Below are 17,198 nucleotides of genomic sequence, written 5' to 3' on the forward strand. Positions count from 1 at the left end.
CAGCAGCGTGATTGTTGGTTTTCTCGAGCGATCGATCTTCGATCGATCGCTCGATGGCATCATCAACGCGTCGCTGCATCCCGTAACGTTGGCGCAAGCGATGCACCCAGCGTCTGACCATGGCTAAGGCCGGGTAGCGGCTGGTACTCGGCGGTGAGGCCGGGTAACGACGACAACAGCGTGACGAGATTCCGTGCAGCGTGTGGATCTGCACGCGGCCGCCCGGGGCGATCCGGTGCTGCATCTTGTCCCGGTGGCCTGCCCTCGCCTGCCGTCAGCGTCAGACGACGCTTCGATGGCTGCATGTCTGCAGAAGCTGCTTGTGCCTGATCCACCACGCGCCGCGCCTGCTGGACGATAAACCCATCGCCCCACCACAGCGATGGATCGACCGCGACGTAGTGTTGAAACAGCTGCGGCTGCGTCAACAACACCTGCAGCACGAACAGCCCGCCATACGAATGGCCCCATAGCGTTTGCCGCTGACGATCGACCGACACGCGCGCTTCCACCTGCGGGCGAATGCGTGTGGCGATCAGTTGCGCGAATGCGGCCGCGCCGCCGGTCCTGCGCTGTGGATTCAGCGGATCGGTTTCCACACGGCCATCGGTAAAACGCGCAGGCGTGTAATCCAGACTGCGCCCCACCGCATCGATGCGCAGCGCACTGTCGTCGGCGATGAACACCAGCACCGGTGCAGCGCCGTGCGTGGACAGGCTGTCGAGCAGGCGCTCATCCAGTTCCATCAATGCCGCATTGCCATCCAGCAGATACACCACCGGATATCCCGCAGCGGGCGGCGCTGCCTTGGGTGAGGCAATCCGCACACGGTAACGGCGTTGGCCATCGACCGAGTCCAAACGCAACGCGCTGAAGACATACGAGGCGCTGGGACGCTCGGCAACGGTGCTGCCGAGCGTGCGGGTCAGATCCGGCTGCGCGAACGCCGGCATAGCGCCGGCGATCCACATCAGCGCAGCGGCACACGCAAGCCGCCAACGATGCTGTCGGGTCATCGCACTCTCCTTGTTGCGGCGCGCACGTTCACGCGCAGCGCCGCGTCGCTGTCAGAAGCCGAAACTCAGGCTCGCCCAGTACGCGCGCCCGGGTTCGTTGTAGGTGGCTGCACCCGCCGCGCCGCCGGTGTTGTTGGTGCCTTCGCGGAACAGACGGGTGTCGAACAGATTGTCCACACCGACGCCCACGCTGACCTTGCGGGTGATCCGGTAACGCGCACTGACGCCCCACAGGTCATAGGGGTCGCGCGTGTCGGGGGCGATGGCACCGCCGCTGGTGCTCGATTGCGTGGCCGACTCCTGCTTGCCGTAGAAGGTCCCGGTGAGCAGCAGCGACAAGGCCTGGGTCGGCTGCCAATCCAGCGTGGTGTTGACGGTGTATTCCGGGATCACCGACAGCGGTTGATCGGTGGCGGTGTTCTTGTTCTCGATCATGTAGGTGACGTTGGTATTCCACTTCAGCTCGCGGCCCTGCTCGCCCAGCAGCGGCAGGGTGAGATTGCCCTCCACGCCCTGCACGATCGCTTCCGATGCGTTGGTCCACTGGAACACCTGCCCACGTCTGTCGACGGTGATATTGACCGGCGTCATACCGGCGACGATCTTGTCGTCGTACGCGTTATGGAAGTACGTCAGCGAGGCGTGGTGACCGCTCTGCGGTGCCCACTCGATGCCGATCTCCTTGTTGATGCTGGTCTCCGGATCGAGGTTGTCGTTGCCCTGGATATAGCAGCCCGAGCCGAGATTGGGGAACAGCACCGGGCAGCCATTGCCGCGCGTGTAATACAGATAATTGGCGTTGGACTGGTACAGGTTTGGCGCCTTGAACGCGCGCGCGATGCCGCCTTTGAGCAGCCAGTCTTCGGTGAGTTTGTATTGCACGTTGAGGCTGGGGCTGAGGTTGTTGCCGAACTGGCTGTGGTGATCCAGCCGCAGGCCCGGCGTGAGCGTCAGCCGCTCGGTGGCGTAGATGTTGTCTTCCAGATACACCGCGCTGAGCGTGGCCTCGCTGCGTGGACTGCGTGCGCCTGCGGCAAGGCCGGGGAAGCCACCGCCGGCGGTGACGGCCTGCGACATCGAATAGGCATCGCTGAGGCGGCTCTGGCGGCGCTCGAAGCCCAGCGTGAGCACCTGTTCGGCCCAGGCCTGCAACGGCATGTTGAATTCGCCATCGATGTTGAGGTTATCGAGCGTGGCGGTGGAGTTGAGCAGGCCGGCGGCGATGGAGCCTTCCGGCCCGCCGGCCAGGCCTTCGTTGAGGCGGGTGTTGTCGGTGCCTTCATAGGCCGCGGTGAGGCGCGAGGTGCCCAGCGCCCAGGTGCCGCGATGGGTCAGCGATGCGGTGCGGCGGATCATGGTATTGGTTTCGCTGCCGAACAAGGCGCTGAGATCCGCGCCGGCCAGGCCGTCGGCACTGACCGCGCGATCGCCCGCGTACAGATTGCCCTGGCGGCTGAAACCGGCATCGAGTTCGAACACCTGGCCGTCCATCGGGTCCCAACGCAGCAGGCCGTTGATGTCCTTGTTGCGCACGCCCTCGCGCCCGGCCGGTGGCACTGCGGCAGCGTTGCTGGCGAAGCGACGATTGAGATCCAGCGAATCCGGATCGGTTTTGTTGAGGTTGCCGTAGAGACGGAACGAGAACGTGTCGGACAGCGGGCCGCTGAGCTGGAAGCCGGCACGCTGGCCACCGCCTTCGGCACTGTGCTGCGGCACAAGACCGAACACCGTCATCGAGCCGGTCAGATCGCCGGTGGGCTTTTTGGTGATGATGTTGACCACGCCACCTGAGGCACCCGAGCCATAGCGTGCCGCAGCCGGGCCGCGCAGCACTTCGATGCGCTCCACCGCTTCGGCCGGCACCCAGTTGGTGTCGCCACGCGTATTGCGCTCGCCGCTGCGGCCCATGCGCACGGCATCGCGCGATCCCACCGGCTTGCCATCGACCAGAATCAGCGTGTTTTCCGGGCCCATACCGCGCAGATCGATTTGGCGGTTATTGCCGTACTGGCCAGAGGCACTGTTGCCGGTGAGATTGACGCCCGGCATGGTGCGTAGCAGCTGCGACAGGTCGTTGACCGGCGGGCGCCGCTCGATGTCTTCGGCGGTGATCACCGATGACCCCAAGGCCTGGCGTGCGATCTGCGCGGCGGTGACGTGCACGGTGTCCAGCGATTGCGGATCGGCTGCGGCGTCTTCGGCAGATGCGCTGCAAATGCAGCCGCCACAACCGAGCGCAATGGCCAGCACCAGCTGACGGTGGGACAACACGGGACGGCGTGCAGGCACAGACATCCATGACCGGCGTGATGCGGACATTCTCAAACCTCTCGACAGGAGATGGACCTCTGGCGACGGCTTGAGGTGACACGGTGGGAGTGATGCGTGCAACGTGCACTGGGTACGTGCAAGGCGCTACAACGCAGTCAAGATTGTCCTCGCATTCTACACAGATGCGATTCATTCTCAAATGGGCGATCTGCGGTGGCGCTGCTGCGCACTACTTCAACGCAAGCAGTTCGCGCATGTCATCGACAATGGCAACCGCGCCGGAGGTCTGTACATCGAACCCACGCAAATAGCCGTAGCGCACCATCGCCAACGGCATTGCAGCCGCATTTGCGGCGGCCGCATCGGTCGCCGAATCGCCCACCATCATGCACTGCTGCGGGGTGTGCCGGAACTGGTTGGCCAGGTGCAGCAGCGGCGCTGGATCTGGCTTGCGCTGCGGCAGCGAATCGCCACCGAGCACCGTGCTGAAATGCGCCGCAATGCCCAGATGCTCCAGCAGCGGCGCGATAAAGCGCGACGGCTTGTTGGTGCACAACGCCAGCGTGACGCCGGCCTCGCGCAAGCCTGCAAGTGCCTCGGCAACGCCGGGATACACCTGCGGGTTGTGCAGCAGGCAGGCTGCGTAGTGCCGCATCATCACCGGCATTTCGGTATCGGCATCGTGCGTGCCGCCGGCTTCGCGCAACGCGGTGGCAAGCAGCACGTGCACGCCTTCGCCGATCCAGCTGCGGATCGTCGCCTCGCTGAACTGCTGCAGCCCAAGCTCCTGCAAGGTGGCATTGAGCGCTTCGGCGATATTCGGTGCGCTGTCCACCAGCGTGCCATCCAGGTCGAAAATCACCAGTGGATACGGATACATGCGGACTGCCTTGTGTGGGGAGAGCGAGGCGCAGTGTACGAAGTGCAGGATTCACAGCGTGTCACCGTGGAGCGATGGGGAGTGTGGATGCATCGTCGATGCAGTTATTGATGCCTACAGCACGCCAACGCCGCAGCAGTGCAGGCACCGCGCATCGCACTCACTGCGCCTGAGGCACCTCGCCGAACAACTCGCCCTGCACCGCGCCCTCTTCCGCATCGCTGAAACCGCTCAAACCCACACCGACCAGGCGATAGCGCGTGTCGGCAGGCAACTCCACGCGCCGGGTCAGCGCCAATGCAATCTCTGCCAGTGCCTCCAGTGAGGCCGGTGGCTGCTCCGGCGTGTACGAGCGGGTCAGAATGCGAAAGTTCGAGGTCTTCAATTTCAGCACCACGGTGCGCCCGATACGCTCGGTGCGCCGCGTGGCGAGCCAGGTTTTTTCGGCCAGGCGCAGGATGTGCGGATCCAGCGCCTCCAGCGCGATATCTTCGCTGAAGGTGTCTTCCGAGGACACCGACTGCACCTCCTGATCCGGCTCGACCGGACGCTCGTCGATGCCACGCGCGCGGCGATACAGGCTCTGCCCGAAGCTGCCGAAATGCGCCTGCAATTCTTCCAGGGGACGCAGCCGCAGATCGCTGACGGTGACGATACCCAACGCCGCCAGCTTGCCATCCATCACCTTGCCCACGCCGGGAATACGATTGACCGGCAGCGGCAGCAGGAACGCATCCACACGACTGGGCGCGATGACGAACTGCCCGTCGGGCTTGCGCCAGTCCGAAGCGATCTTGGCCAGGAATTTGTTCGGCGCGATGCCGGCCGATGCAGTGAGCTGGGTTTCCTCGCGGATCTGGGTGCGGATCAGTTGCGCGATTTCGGTGGCCAGTTGCATGCCGGTCTTGGCTTGCGTGACATCCAGATAGGCTTCGTCCAGCGACAACGGCTCGACCAGATCGGTATGCCGATGGAAGATCTCGCGCACCTGCCGCGACACCGCCTTGTAACGCGCAAAATCCGGCGGCACGAACACCGCATCCGGGCATAGACGCTCGGCACGCATCGCCGGCATGGCCGAACGAATACCGAAGGTACGCGCCTCATACGAGGCTGCGCACACCACCGAGCGCGCACCGCGCCAGGCCACCACCACCGGCTTGCCGCGCAGCGATGGATCGTCACGTTGCTCCACGGACGCGTAGAACGCATCCATGTCCACGTGCACGATCTTGCGCATCAAGCTGGCGTCTCTCCAAAAGCGTCAGCACATGATAAATCAGCCGCGTCTCACGCCTTGATCCGGCCTGCACAGACCGCTTGCCGCACCGCGCAACCGGTTAAACACAGCACGCATGCGTACGGATAAAACGTTTGATTGAACCGCGCGCCCTCATGCACGCTTGCCGGCTTCGCCTTATCGCTTCTTGCAGGAAACGTTCGTCATGACTCGTCAAAGTGCGTACTCGCGTGACCAATTGCTGGCCAGCGCGCGTGGGGAATTGTTCGGACCCGACAGTGCCCGCCTGCCCAACGACCCGATGCTGATGTTCGACCGCATCACCGAGATCAACGACACCGGCGGCGCACACGGCAAGGGCGTGATCCGCGCAGAACTCGATGTCCGCCCGGACCTGTGGTTCTTCGGCTGCCACTTCATCGGCGACCCGGTGATGCCCGGCTGCCTGGGCCTGGATGCGATGTGGCAGCTGACCGGCTTCTTCCTCACCTGGATCGGCGCGCCGGGTCGCGGCCGCGCGCTGGGTTGCGGCGAGGTCAAGTTCACCGGCCAGGTGCTGCCGAGCGCCACCCTGGTGAGCTACGAGATCGATGTCAGCCGCGTGATCAACCGCAAGCTGGTGATGGCGCAGACCGATGCGCGCATGCTGGTGGACGGGCGCGAGATCTACACTGCCAAAGACCTGCGCGTAGGCATGTTCACTTCAACGGAGAATTTCTGATGCGCCGTGTCGTCGTCACCGGAATGGGCATCAATTCGTGTCTGGGCAATGATCTGGACACCGTCTCCACTGCACTGCGCGAGAGCCGCTCGGGCATCACCGCATTGCCCGATCACGCCGAAGCCGGCCTGCGCAGCCAGGTGGGCGGCGCGGTGGCGCTGGACCTGGACAGCCTGATCGACCGCAAGCTCAAGCGCTTCATGGGCGATGCCTCGGCGTATGCCTATCTGGCGATGCGCGATGCGATCGCCGATGCCGGGCTGGATGCCGAACAGGTCAGCGCATTGCGTACCGGCGTGATCGCCGGCTCCGGTGGCGGTTCCAGCCAGTGGCAGGTGGAAACTGCCGATCTGCTGCGCAACCGTGGCGTGCGCAAGGTGGGCCCATACATGGTGCCGCGCACGATGTGTTCCGCAGTGTCTGCATCGTTGGCCACCGCGTTCAAGATTCGCGGCCTGAGCTACTCGCTATCGGCAGCGTGTGCGACCTCGGCGCATTGCATTGGCGCGGCTGCGGATCTGATCCGGCATGGCGCGCAGGATGTGATGTTCGCCGGCGGCGGTGAAGAATTGCACTGGACCATGAGCGTGATGTTCGATGCGATGGGCGCGTTGTCGACCGGCTTCAACGATCGTCCTGCGGTCGCCTCGCGCCCGTACGATGCGCAGCGCGATGGCTTCGTCATCGGTAGCGGCGGCGGCATGCTGGTGCTGGAAGACTACGACCACGCCATCGCGCGCGGCGCACGCATCCATGCCGAACTGCTCGGCTATGGCGTGACCTCCGATGGCGCGGACATGGTCGCGCCCAGCGGCGAAGGCGCGGTGCGCTGCATGCACATGGCCATGCAAGGCCTCAGCCAGCCGATCGATTATCTCAACACCCACGGCACCTCCACCCCACTGGGCGATGTCACCGAACTGGGCGCGGTGCGCGAAGTATTCGGCGACAACGTACCGCCGTTGTCCTCGACCAAGGCGCTGTCCGGCCATTCGTTGGGCGCGGCCAGCGTGCACGAGGCGATCTACAGCCTGCTGATGCTGCGCGATGGCTTCATGGCCGGCTCGGCGCATATCGATGAGCTCGACCCGCGCGCGGAAGGCTTCCCGATCCTGCGTGAAACGCGTGCCGCAACGTTGAACACGGTGATGTCCAACAGCTTCGGCTTCGGCGGTACCAACGGGGCATTGGTGTTCGGCCGGGTGTGACGATTGATGGCGTGACGGAAGCCGAACAGGAGCGAGTGACCTGTTCGGCATCTGCACGGCACGCATCGGCAAGCAGTCGGCGGCATGCCGGGCCGATACTTGCGCCAGTAGGCACACGCACTCTGATCGGCCCAGACACGGCCGCGCTAATGCGCATCCCAATACGTATCGAGCGAGATCGCCGCGTCTTTGCTAGCCTGCAATTGCACTATGCCAACATCGCAATGGTCGCGCTCGGGTTGGCCCATGGTGCATGGCGAAGATGGAGGTAGCGAAGATGGCTGACACGCGCTCTCCGGTGAGATCGGAATTCGCGGCGCTTGAGCATGCCGACTGGGATAGCTTGTTTCATGGCCCATCGGTGGTTTACCTGCTGGCGCATGCGCGGCGGGAGGCGTTTTACATCGACGTGGCAAGTGGTCTGGGCGCAATCAGCGACACGCGCCGGCGTATCATCGTGCAGCAGGAAGCCAGCTTGCCCAGGGAGCGCGTGATGCCGCTGCTGCTGGTGTGGTTCGAGGCCTGCACCGATCTGGCAGCTGCCCAGGCCCGCGCCACGCAACTTCGCGCCTGGCCGCATGCCTGGCGGCGGCAGTTGGTGGAGACGCTCAACCCTGCCTGGATCGAACTGGATGCCTACGCCTTGGGATTTCCTGGCGCACTGGCGCAGGTGGGCGAACGCCATGCCCAGTGCCGCGACTTGCAGAATCCTGAGGATGGAGAAGGCACCTGAGCGAGCGGGTGCCGGGTCCTGCAGCACGATGGGACGCGCTCGAACTCAAGGACACACGATGTCCAGTGCACTGCTTCGATCAGCTTTTTGCGCTCGCCGAAGCGTCGCTTCCGAATGCGTTGCACTGCAGCGGAGACGACGCTTTAGAAAAGCAGGGAGACCTGACTAAAAAAGCCTGCGATCAGCCCGCCATGCCGTTATGCCGCAACAGCGCATCGATGCTCGGCGCACGCCCACGAAAGGCACGGAAATTGTCGGCCGCACTACGACTGCCGCCACGCGACAAGACTTCGTGCCGGAAGCGCGCGCCGGTATCGGCAACCTGATCGGGTGCTTCTTCGAAGGCGGCGTAGGCATCGGCGCTGAGCACTTCGGCCCATTTGTAGCTGTAGTAACCGGCCGCATAACCGCCGGCGAAGATGTGGCTGAACTGATGCGGGAAACGATTCCACGCCGGCGGACGATTGACTGCCACTTCGTCGCGCACACGCTCGATCAGCTGCAATACGCTGTCCTGCAGCGGGTCGAAGCTGCTGTGCAGCTGCATGTCGAACAGCGCAAATTCCAGCTGGCGCACGGTGAACATGCCGCTCTGGAAATTGCGTGCGGCCAGCAGCCTATCGAACAGATTGCGCGGCAACGGCTCGCCGGTGCGCACATGCGCGGTCATCGCCTGCACGCGCTCCCATTCCCAGCAGAAGTTCTCCATGAACTGGCTCGGCAGTTCCACCGCATCCCACTCCACGCCGTTGATGCCGGCCACACCCAGCTCGCCGATGCGCGTGAGCAACTGGTGCAGGCCGTGGCCCATTTCATGGAACAGCGTGGTGACTTCGCCATGCCGTAACGTGGCCGGCGTATCGCCACTGCCGCGGCCGAAGTTGCACACCAGATACACCAGCGGGGTCTGCACGCCGTTGGCGGTGTCGCGGCGATTGCGGCAATCGTCCATCCACGCCCCGCCGCGCTTGCCTTCGCGTGCGTACAGATCCAGATAGAACTGCCCGACCAGCTCGCCCTGTGCATCTTCCAACCGATAGAAACGCACATCCTCATGCCAGACCGGCGCGCTATCGGGCTTGACGGTGAGCCCGTACAGGCTGTGGATGACATCGAACAGGCCGGCCAGCACTTTCGGCTCGGTGAAATACTGCTTCACTTCCTGCTCGGAGAAGCTGTAGCGCGCCTGCTTGAGCTTTTCGCTGACGTAGGCCAGGTCCCAGGCCTGGAGTTCGTCCAGGCCAAGTTCGTCGCGCGCAAAGGCTTCGAGCTCGGCACGGTCGCGTTGCGCATACGGCTTGGCGCGCACTGCCAGATCGCGCAGGAAGCCCATCACTTCGTCCGGGCTTTGCGCCATCTTGGTGGCAACCGAATACTCCGCATAACTGGCAAAACCGAGCAGCTGCGCCAGCTCGGCGCGCAAGGCGAGAATGCGATCGATATTGGCGCTATTGTCCAGCGCAGCATCGCCGAATTCGGAGGCGCGCTCGGCGTTGGCGCGATACAACCGCGCGCGCAGTTCGCGATGGTCCGCATCGGTTTGCACCGGCAGATAGCACGGCATCTGCAAGGTGAGTTTCCAGCCTGGCACGCCGTCTTTTTCGGCAGCAGCGCGCGCGGCGGCGACCACTTCGACCGGCAGGCCGGACAGCTCGCTTTCGTCTTCGCTCACGTACGACCATGCATCGGTGGCATCGAGCACGTTCTGCGAAAACTTGGCGGCCAACGCAGACAACTCTTCCTGCACTTGCGCAAAGCGCGCCTTGGATGCGTCATCCAGCTCGGCACCGCCGAGGCGGAAATCGCGCAGCGCGTTTTCCAGCACCTTGCGACGTGCCGCGTCGTAGTGCGCCGCTTCCGGTGATTCCGCGAGCGCCTTGTATTGCGCGTACAACGCCAGGTTCTGCGCCAGCGCGCTGCCGAAGCGGCTTAACTTGGGCAGATTGCTGTTGTAGGCCTCGCGCAGTTCCGGCGTATTGACCACCGCCTGCAAATGGCCCACCTGCCCCCACGCGCGCCACAGCCGCTCGGTGGCGTCGTCCAGCGGCACCACGAAGCTGTCCCAGCTGACCGGGCTGACCTGCTCGGCCGTTTTCACCGCAGCCTCGGCATCGGCCAGCAGGCGATCGATTGCCGGGCCCACGTGTTCGGGGCGGATCGCATCGAAGGACGGCAGTCCTGACAGGTCGAGCAGCGGGTTGGTCATGGAGCGCTCCGGCGGTGGACTGGATGACGGGTGACTGGATCAAGAATCAACAAGAATGGCTAGCAAAACGTCGCGAGGCGCAGCAGTGTTGATGGCAGCTTCTAGGATATGGCGGTCATTCCAGCGCCGCACAAGGCAACGTGGGCAAGTCACCGCCGCTGACGGCGATGGCAATGGCCGCATCGCTGTCGGTGACGTCGATGGTGTGCGCCACGTACCAGGCCGGGTCGTAATAGCTGTGCGCATAACGCTCGCCGGCATCGCAGAGGATGGTGACGATGGAGCCGGTGCGGCCTGCCTCGCGCATGCGCTGGGCGGCCTGCAGCACACCGACGAAATTGGTGCCGGTGGAACCGCCGACGCGGCGGCCGAGCGTGGCGCTGACGTGGCGCATCGCCGCCAGGCTCAAGGCATCGGGCACCTTGATCATCATGTCCACGCAGCTGGCGATGAAGCTGGACTCCACCCGCGGGCGGCCGATGCCCTCGATGCGCGAGCCGCCGGTGATGGCCAGCTCCTTGGGGCACTGCCCGTCCACCGCGCGACAATAACCGTCGAAGAACACCGACACCTCCGGGTCCACGCACAGGATGCGGGTTGCGTGGCGCCGGTAGCGCACGTAACGGCCCAACGTGGCGCTGGTGCCGCCGGTGCCGGGGCTGCACACGATCCACTCGGGAATCGGGTGCGGTTCGTCGGCCAGCTGCTTGAAGATCGACTCGGCGATGTTGTTGTTGGCGCGCCAGTCGGTGGCGCGCTCGGCGTAGGTGAACTGGTCCATGAAGTGCCCGCCGGTCTCGCGCGCGAGCTGGTGCGAGGCGCTGTCCAGATCGCAGGCGCGCTCCACCAGATGGCAGCGGCCGCCCTGGAATTGAATCGCGGCGATCTTTTCGGGCGAGGTCGAGGCCGGCATCACCGCGATGAAGGGCACACCCAGCAAGCGTGCGAAATACGCTTCGGAAATCGCAGTCGAGCCACTTGAGGCCTCGATCACCGGCCGCCCCGCACGCAGCCAGCCGTTGGTCAGCGCGTACAGAAACAACGAGCGCGCCAGCCGATGCTTGAGGCTGCCGGTTGGGTGGCTGGACTCGTCCTTGAAATACAGGTCGATGCCCGGATAGCCCGGCAGGTCCATCGGAATCAGGTGGGTGTCGGCCGAACGGTTGAAATCGGCTTCGATCTTCTGGATGGCGGCGGCCACCCACTGGCGCTGCGACATGGCAGGACTGTGCGGCGAAGGAAGCCCCAATTCTACCGCTGCCAGGCGCGCAGCCACGGCCGGCGGGTCATCGGGCGGACAGCTGGGAGCCGATGCTATGCTCATCGCACCTGTTCGCCTGCCCTGACCGCCTGTGCTGCGTTGCCTGCTCCGCCTGCTGCTGTGCCTGTGCCTGGTTGCCAATACGGCCACCGGCGCGTGGGCGTCGGTGGGCATGGCGATGCCGGCGATGGCCTCGGGTGCGATGGCACCGGCTGCGTCAGCTGCGCAGGCTTCCATGCCGGCCGCAATGCCTTGCCATGCCGACATGCAGCCGACTGCCGCCGTGCCTACCCACGACAACGCCAAGCACGCGCACGCAGCCGATTGCTGCAAGCTGGGCAGCTGCGACTGCCTGCAGCACTGCAGCCTCGCCTTGCTGACCCTGCCTGCGGTGCCCGCAGGCCTGCTCGGTCACTCGGCGTTGCCGGCCAACCTGGCCGAAGGACGCAGCAGCCCGGTGCCCGAGCAACCGGTTCGACCTCCCATCGCCTGAGCGCTGACGGCCTTGGCCGTCATCGGGCCCGCGTGCTTACTGCGCGGGGTTTCTAAGCGATGCGATGCGCCCACCCTCCTCGGTGGGCCGCAGCGGAGATGTCATGTCTTTCGATCCCAATTCTTTCGATCCACCCTCCAACGGCAGCCTGAGCCGACGCCGCTTCGTGCAGGGCATCGCCCTGGGCGGTGTTGCCGCCACCACCGCCCTGTGGCGCAGCGATGCGCGTGCGTCCAACCCGGTGAACACGCCGGTCCTGCGCGGCAGCAGCCAATCGCTGCAGATCGGCTGCATGCCGGTCAACCTCACCGGGCGCGCGCGCACCGCCATCACCGTCAACCAGAGCCTGCCTGCGCCCACGCTGCGCTGGCGCGAGGGCGACACGGTGAGCGTGCGCGTACGCAACGCGCTGCCCGACCAGCCTACCTCGGTGCATTGGCACGGCCTGTTGCTGCCGGCCAACATGGATGGCGTGCCGGGGATGAGCTTTGACGGCATCGCGCCGGGCCAGGAATATCACTACCGCTTCGCGCTGCGCCAATCCGGCACTTACTGGTACCACAGCCATTCGATGTTTCAGGAGCAAGCCGGCTTGTACGGCGCCATCGTCATCGACCCGCTGACACCGCCGCCGTATCGGCATGATCGCGAGCATGTGGTGCTGCTCTCGGACTGGACCGATCTGGAGCCGGCCGCACTGTTCCGGCGGCTCAAGCAGATGCCCAGCCACGACAATTACGCGCAGCGCACCGTGGGCGATTTCCTGCGCGATGCGCGCGAAGACGGCATGCGCGCAACGCTGGCCGATCGCGGCATGTGGGGGCGCATGCGCATGACCCCCACCGACCTGTCCGACGTCAACGCCAATACCTACACCTACCTGCTCAACGGCGTCGCGCCGGCCGGCAACTGGACAGGGGTGTTCACCCCCGGCGAGAAGGTACTGTTGCGTTTCATCAACGGCTCGTCGATGACCTATTTCGATATCCGCATCCCCGGCCTGCGCATGACCGTGGTGGCCGCCGATGGCCAGTACGTGCACCCGGTGAGCGTGGACGAGCTGCGCATTGCTGCTGCAGAAACCTTCGACGTGATTGTCGAACCCATCGGCCAGGATGCGTTTACGTTGTTCGCGCAGGACATGGGTCGCACCGGATTCGCCTGCGGCACGCTGGCGGTGCGGCATGGCTTGCAGGCGCCGATTCCTGCACTGGATCCGCGCGCAATCCTGACCATGCAGGATATGGGACATGGCGATGGCATGGCGCATGCAGATCACGCCATGCATGGCGGTGATGCGACGCAGGGCGATCCACACGCAGCGCACGCGATGGCAATGCCGATGCCGGCAACGCACATACATGGGCATGCGAACCAGACTGCGCAGAACAAAGTACCTCACCACCCCGCCAGCGAAGACGGCAACCCGCTGATCGACATGCGCAGCAATGCCACCGCACCGCGCCTGGACGACCCTGGCGTTGGCCTGCGCGACAACGGCCGCCGCGTGCTGTGCTACGCCGACCTGCACAGCGTGTTCGACGATCCGGATGGACGCGAGCCCGGGCGCGAGATCGAGCTGCATCTCACCGGGCATATGGAAAAATTCGCCTGGTCGTTCGATGGCGTCGGCTTTGCTTCGGCAGAGCCCTTGCGGCTGCAGTACGGCGAGCGGCTGCGCATCGTGCTGGTCAACGACACCATGATGCAGCATCCCATCCACCTGCACGGCATGTGGAGCGACCTGGAAGACGCCGACGGCAATTTCCAGGTACGCAAGCACACCATCGACATGCCACCCGGCACCCGCCGCACATACCGCGTGCGCGCCGATGCGCTGGGCCGCTGGGCCTACCATTGCCATCTGCTGTACCACATGGAAGCGGGCATGATGCGCGAAGTGCGGGTGGAGGCATGAGCGCGCCTCGTACGCAAGACGTGGTGCTGCTCGCACTGCTGCTGAGCGCATCGGCTACTGCACAGGAGCATGTGCCTGAGGCGATGGATTCATCCGCGCATGCCGATGGCACGCATGCAATGCAGATGACCGACCACGCAACGGCTGCCCAGCCGCAGACGTCCACCGCGACAAAGGCATCGCCGCCATCTGCGCAGGAGACCGCAGATGCCATGCAGATGGATCACGCGCATCTGCAGCACACCAGCGCCGCGTCGCCACCGGCGAACGCTGCCGACAGCACGCCTGCGCAACGCCCGGTGCAAGCCGACGTTTCGGCATCGCCGACATCGATGCATAACGCAGGCATGCAGCACGCCGACGTCAAGCATGCCGCACACCAGGCCTCTACGAATCCACAACCGGGTCACAGCCAGCAGCCCCAGGCAGACATGGACCACGGGGCAATGGACCATGCGTCGATGGAACACGCCCCGATGCAACATGGAACAGCGCAGCATGGGCCGATGGATCACACCAACATGCAGCACGCGCTGCACACCGAAGCGGCGACCCAAACGCCGGCATCGCCCACCACCAGCGCACTGCCGCGCGAGCCTATTCCCGAGCCCACCGCCGAGGAGATTGCTGCGGCATTTGCACCTCTGCAGCACCATGCGATGCACGCGGCAGGCATCAATCACTACGTGTTGCTCGATCGACTGGAAGCGTCCAATACCAACCGCGGCAGTGGTCAGGATTGGGAAGCACGCGCCTGGATCGGCGGCGACATCGACCGGCTCTGGCTGCGCAGCGAAGGCGAGCGGCAGGACGGGCGCACGCAGGACGCATCGTTGGAGGCGTTCTACGGTCACGCCATCTCGCCATGGTGGGATGTACTGGTTGGCGCACGTCAGGACATCGGCGCGGGCGCGCGTCGCAGCTGGGCCGCGTTCGGCGTGCAGGGACTGGCACCCTACAAGTTCGAGACCGAAGCCACGCTCTACATCGGCAGCGGCGGCCGTGCCGCACTGCGACTGGAAGGCGAGTACGAGGTGCTGCTGACCAACCGGCTGATCCTGCAACCACGCGTGGAAGCCAGCATCGCGCTGACCGACGATGACCGGCGCGACATCGACAGCGGATTGGAACAGGCCGAGTTCGGCCTACGGCTGCGCTACGAAATCACCCGCCGCTTCGCGCCGTACATCGGCTGGGTACACAGCCGTAGCTTCGGCGATACCGCCCGAGGCGCCACGATCGAAGACGAACCGGCGCGCGACAGCCGCTTCGTTGCCGGCTTGCGCATCTGGTTCTGAGACGGCAGCTGTGCGTGCATGGACCTGATCGTTCGGGTCCATGCAACACCCTCTAAGAGGGCAAGGAAGTCTGCTTACAGCGATCACCTAAAGAACAGCCGCGATGAGCGAAAGAAGCATAACGGCCAGATCACCGATTTCTCGCATTGCAGACATACCGACAACCATTGCCTCGCTACTATCGGCATCCACCGCAGACAGACCTGCTCCCCCATTCCATCGAGGAGACCGCAATGCCTTTGACCGACCTGCAACACGTTCCCGGCGCCAGCGCCGCACCTGCCGACACCGGCGGCTTCGTGTTCAACCACACCATGCTGCGCATCAAGGATGCCGGGCGTTCGCTGGATTTCTACACCCGCGTGCTCGGCTTCCGCCTGCTGGATGCACGCGATTTCGCCGATGCGAAATTCAGCCTGTACTTTCTCGCCTTGTTGCCGGAAGGCACCGCAATCCCCGAAGAAGATACCGACCGTCGTCTGTGGATGGCCGGCATTCCCGGCGTACTGGAACTCACCCACAACCACGGCACCGAAACCCAGGACGGCCCGGTCTACCACGACGGCAACAGCGAGCCGCGCGGCTTCGGCCACATCTGCATCTCGGTGCCCGACATCCACGCCGCCTGCGCCCGCTTCGACGCCCTCGGCGTGCCGTACCAGAAGCGCCTGGAAGATGGCCGCATGAAGCACCTGGCCTTCATCAAGGACCCGGACGGCTATTGGGTGGAGATTATCTCCAATACGCCGCTGGCCTAAGCACGCGGGCCACCCGGCAACTCTGACGTTTCAGCAGATGGGTAAGGCAACAACGGGGATGCGGACGTGAAAACGCCTCCCGTCCCCTGCCCGGAGGCTCTACGCCCAGCAGGAAGCCGGCACCGCCAGGTGCGGCGTGACGACTGGACACATCGCCGGGCTGGAGTAGACTTTCGCCGCCCTCCGCAATGGATGCACATTGATGCTCGCCAGGAAGATCCCACTGATCCTTGCGTTAGCGCTGCTCGCCGCCTGCAAACCGGAGCCACCGGATGCCGCGGCTTCGAAGACGCCAACCCCCACGGCCAGTACTGCCACTAAACCTTCAGACAAGGACGCTTCTCCCATGCAGGATGCAACCCAGGGTTCAACCCAACAGATCCAGCCGCCCCGTCCGGACAGCGTGCTGTATTTCATCAGCAACGTGGACGGCGACGGCGCGACGTCTTACGAGGTCGCCAATGGCAGCTGGATCAATTACTGGTATGGCTTCCAGTTCGAACTCGGTGGTACGCGTTATTACACCGGCTTTGCCTGGGAAACGCCCGAGCTCTATGGCGCCGAGCGTGAGAATCACTCTGCTGCGCCGGGTACCAAGGTGACCTTGGCCCACGCCACCTTTGTGACCAGCGAACCGGGGAGTAAATCGCCCTGGAAGCTTCTTGGCGCAGAGCCGTACATCGGCGAATTCGGCGGAATGGAACAAGGCAACACCGTCGACACGACGCGCAAGGCAGAGAACGTTGTCACTGACGACGGCCGGCTGGTCCTGGCCGTGCCCACATGGAGCCTGCAGTCGGGCGTACGGATCCTTTCCTACGATGCATTCGTGTTCAACCCGAAGGAAACCGATGACGTCAACGACAAGCATTGGACCTATATCGGCAATATCCCGGCGGGGCAGGACAACAGTGCAAATTGTGGCGAGGATGCGCCCGGGAAGATTGCCTGCGTCAAGAACAGCAGCACGCTTGCGTTCGTTAAGCAGCCCGGCCTGCCCGCGCTGCGGGTGAGCGTTTCTGCAGACCCGCCGACCAGCGGGGGTGACGAAACGCTTGAATACCGCTACGATGCGGCCCAGAAATCGTACTTGCCGACCCCTTAATACAGGACCAAAGGAATTGGTTCGGGCGGCGTACCGCTGCAGCCGCGTGGCTGCAGCACTCAATCAAGGACCTTGAGCGATGCCGACGAA

14 protein-coding genes are annotated in these 17,198 nt (G+C 64.4%); 8 read left to right on the top strand and 6 right to left on the bottom strand.

What is annotated here, in order from left to right:
* Positions 1-62: 62 nt before the first annotated feature.
* The 4 genes from AC1PLU_RS19355 to dinB all read right to left on the bottom strand — a co-directional run bounded on the left by AC1PLU_RS19355 (position 63) and on the right by dinB (position 5,407).
* Positions 63-971 carry an alpha/beta hydrolase gene (locus tag AC1PLU_RS19355; protein ID WP_176341666.1) on the bottom strand — a complete coding sequence of 303 codons (909 nt, stop codon included), beginning with the start codon at positions 969-971 and terminating at the stop codon, positions 63-65.
* Positions 972-1,067: 96 nt separating this feature from the next.
* Positions 1,068-3,284, bottom strand: a complete 2,217-nt coding sequence (locus AC1PLU_RS19360) for a TonB-dependent siderophore receptor (protein ID WP_481108558.1) — start codon at positions 3,282-3,284, stop codon at positions 1,068-1,070.
* A gap of 232 nt (positions 3,285-3,516) precedes the next feature.
* Complete coding sequence (locus AC1PLU_RS19365) at positions 3,517-4,167, bottom strand: phosphoglycolate phosphatase (protein ID WP_481106999.1); 651 nt, start codon at positions 4,165-4,167, stop codon at positions 3,517-3,519.
* 160 nt (positions 4,168-4,327) lie between these two features.
* On the bottom strand, positions 4,328-5,407 hold the full coding sequence (gene dinB / locus AC1PLU_RS19370; protein WP_115039703.1) for a DNA polymerase IV: 1,080 nt from the start codon (positions 5,405-5,407) through the stop codon (positions 4,328-4,330).
* Between the two features lie 205 nt (positions 5,408-5,612).
* Between dinB and fabA the strand changes: the two genes are divergently transcribed.
* From fabA to AC1PLU_RS19385, 3 genes are all read left to right on the top strand, one after another.
* On the top strand, positions 5,613-6,128 hold the full coding sequence (fabA, locus tag AC1PLU_RS19375; protein ID WP_006450453.1) for a 3-hydroxyacyl-[acyl-carrier-protein] dehydratase FabA: 516 nt from the start codon (positions 5,613-5,615) through the stop codon (positions 6,126-6,128).
* Positions 6,128-7,336 (top strand): beta-ketoacyl-ACP synthase I, encoded by a 1,209-nt coding sequence (gene fabB, locus AC1PLU_RS19380; protein ID WP_104549312.1) that lies wholly within the window; start codon positions 6,128-6,130, stop codon positions 7,334-7,336. The genes fabA and fabB overlap by 1 nt, the downstream gene beginning before the upstream one ends.
* A 277-nt stretch (positions 7,337-7,613) precedes the next feature.
* Complete coding sequence (locus AC1PLU_RS19385) at positions 7,614-8,069, top strand: GIY-YIG nuclease family protein (RefSeq protein ID WP_481093585.1); 456 nt, start codon at positions 7,614-7,616, stop codon at positions 8,067-8,069.
* A gap of 181 nt (positions 8,070-8,250) precedes the next feature.
* Here the strand turns inward: AC1PLU_RS19385 and AC1PLU_RS19390 are convergent, their stop codons facing one another.
* Together AC1PLU_RS19390 and AC1PLU_RS19395 are read right to left on the bottom strand one after the other, a co-directional pair.
* Positions 8,251-10,275, bottom strand: a complete 2,025-nt coding sequence (locus AC1PLU_RS19390) for a M3 family metallopeptidase (RefSeq protein WP_481093586.1) — start codon at positions 10,273-10,275, stop codon at positions 8,251-8,253.
* Between the two features lie 115 nt (positions 10,276-10,390).
* A complete protein-coding gene (locus AC1PLU_RS19395) occupies positions 10,391-11,494 on the bottom strand; it encodes a PLP-dependent cysteine synthase family protein (RefSeq protein ID WP_115039700.1) in 1,104 nt (367 codons plus the stop codon).
* Positions 11,495-11,627: 133 nt separating this feature from the next.
* On the opposite strand from AC1PLU_RS19395, the gene AC1PLU_RS19400 reads away from it, so the two are divergent.
* The 5 genes from AC1PLU_RS19400 (at position 11,628) to AC1PLU_RS19420 (ending at position 17,108) form a co-directional block, all read left to right on the top strand.
* Positions 11,628-12,029 (top strand): CopL family metal-binding regulatory protein, encoded by a 402-nt coding sequence (locus AC1PLU_RS19400; RefSeq protein WP_268212814.1) that lies wholly within the window; start codon positions 11,628-11,630, stop codon positions 12,027-12,029.
* A gap of 82 nt (positions 12,030-12,111) precedes the next feature.
* Complete coding sequence (locus AC1PLU_RS19405) at positions 12,112-13,947, top strand: copper resistance system multicopper oxidase (RefSeq protein ID WP_481093631.1); 1,836 nt, start codon at positions 12,112-12,114, stop codon at positions 13,945-13,947.
* Between the two features lie 218 nt (positions 13,948-14,165).
* Entirely contained in the window at positions 14,166-15,245 is a 1,080-nt protein-coding gene (locus AC1PLU_RS19410) for a copper resistance protein B (RefSeq protein ID WP_481093632.1), read from the top strand.
* Positions 15,246-15,478: 233 nt separating this feature from the next.
* The gene (gene gloA / locus AC1PLU_RS19415) at positions 15,479-16,003 is read left to right on the top strand and encodes a lactoylglutathione lyase (RefSeq protein ID WP_481093587.1); all 525 of its coding nucleotides are present in this window, start codon (positions 15,479-15,481) and stop codon (positions 16,001-16,003) included.
* 346 nt (positions 16,004-16,349) lie between these two features.
* Complete coding sequence (locus AC1PLU_RS19420) at positions 16,350-17,108, top strand: hypothetical protein (protein ID WP_104550615.1); 759 nt, start codon at positions 16,350-16,352, stop codon at positions 17,106-17,108.
* The last annotated feature ends 90 nt before the right edge of the window (positions 17,109-17,198 follow it).

This window comes from Xanthomonas sp. NCPPB 2933 (assembly GCF_056725225.1).